The organism is Mesorhizobium sp. M2C.T.Ca.TU.002.02.1.1 (assembly GCF_003997225.1).
Map to the genome: position 1 here is coordinate 1 of NZ_RZTO01001208.1, position 1,277 is coordinate 1,277.

Consider the following 1,277-nt stretch of genomic DNA (forward strand, 5'->3'; position numbering starts at 1 on the left):
GACCTGCTGCGCGAGGTCGCGGGCAACACCGTTCTGCCAGATGTCGGCGGCCTTCACGAGGTCGCGCGTCACCGCGGGGCCGCTGTCCAGCAGCTTCTTGCCGGCTTCCGAGCTGTAGAAGGTGGCGATGTCGTTGAGCTCCTGTTCGGAAAACACCTTGGCATAGGCCAGTGCTGCTTCCTTTTCGAGATCGGCGCGGCGCGAAGCAAGGGCGAGTGCCTTCTCGGCCACGGTCTTGCCGATCAGCTCCTGCATGTCGGGATTCTTCTGAATGAGCTGCGCTTCGAGCGCGCCGGCCGCCTGCGGCAGGATGTTGTCGAACGTGTCCGTCGCATGGATCGCCGCGACGGCCGCGCGCGCCGCCTTCAGGTGCGATTCGCTGACGTCCTGCGCAAACACCGGCGAGGACAGCGCAAGGACGGCCGAGGCCGCCAGGAACATCGAAAGGCGGCGAACTCGTTTAGGCAACATCATGGTCGATAGAACTCCCTGGTTTCAGGCTGCATGGACGGTTTCGATACCGTCGCCGCCGGCGATGATGGCCGTTGACGCCAGCCCGATGAATAGACCGTGCTCGACAACGCCTGGAATGGCGAAGAGAGCATTCGAAAGCGCTCTTGTATCCGGAATGCGGCCAAAAGATGCATCGAGGATAAAGTGGCCGCCGTCTGTAACAAATGGCTGGCCCCCCGTCATCCTCAATGTAACCGGGCCGGAAAGGCCGAGCTTTGCCGCGGCCGCGCCGATCGCGACCTCGGTGGCGCGCAGGCCGAATTTGTTGACCTCGATCGGCAGCGGGAACCGGCCGAGGGTCTCGACCAGCTTGGACTTGTCGGCAATCACGATCATGCGGTCGGACGCCGCCGCGACGATCTTTTCGCGCAACAGCGCGCCGCCGCCGCCCTTGATCAAGGTCAGGTCCGGGTCGACCTCGTCGGCGCCGTCGACGGTAAGGTCGAGTTCCGGCGTGTCCTCGAGCGTGGACAACGGCACGCCGAGCTCACGGCAGAGCGCCGCGGTGCGCTCCGAAGTCGGCACGCCGACGACGTCGAGGCCGGTGGCGACCTTCTCGGCCAGCAGCCGCACGAATTCTTCCGCCGTGGTGCCGGTGCCGATGCCGAGCCGCATGCCGCTGCCGACATGGGCGAGCGCTGCCCGCGCGGCTTCGACCTTCAACTGCCTTGCATCCATGGGGAACCCCGATTTCGCCGGTTTCGCGCGCCTCCTAGCATTTTTGCCTGCCCCGTCAAAGGCCGTCAAAGGGCCGCGCTGTGGAC

The 1,277-nt window shown here is 65.3% G+C and carries 2 protein-coding genes; both read right to left on the reverse strand.

All coding sequences use genetic code 11. The features are described from left to right. Positions 1-474, reverse strand: a 474-nt coding sequence (locus EOD07_RS34800; protein WP_127238384.1) for a DUF2059 domain-containing protein, incomplete at its 3' end; no start/stop codon positions are given. 21 nt (positions 475-495) lie between these two features. Next, on the reverse strand, positions 496-1,191 hold the full coding sequence (gene rpiA / locus EOD07_RS34805) for a ribose-5-phosphate isomerase RpiA (protein WP_127238385.1): 696 nt from the start codon (positions 1,189-1,191) through the stop codon (positions 496-498). Between the last annotated feature and the right edge of the window lie 86 nt (positions 1,192-1,277).

What these genes read in the sequence shown, in the direction of transcription:
- rpiA (WP_127238385.1), bottom strand. Translation starts at nt 1,191, where the DNA reads ATGGATGCAAGGCAGTTGAAGGTCGAAGCCGCGCGGGCAGCGCTCGCC.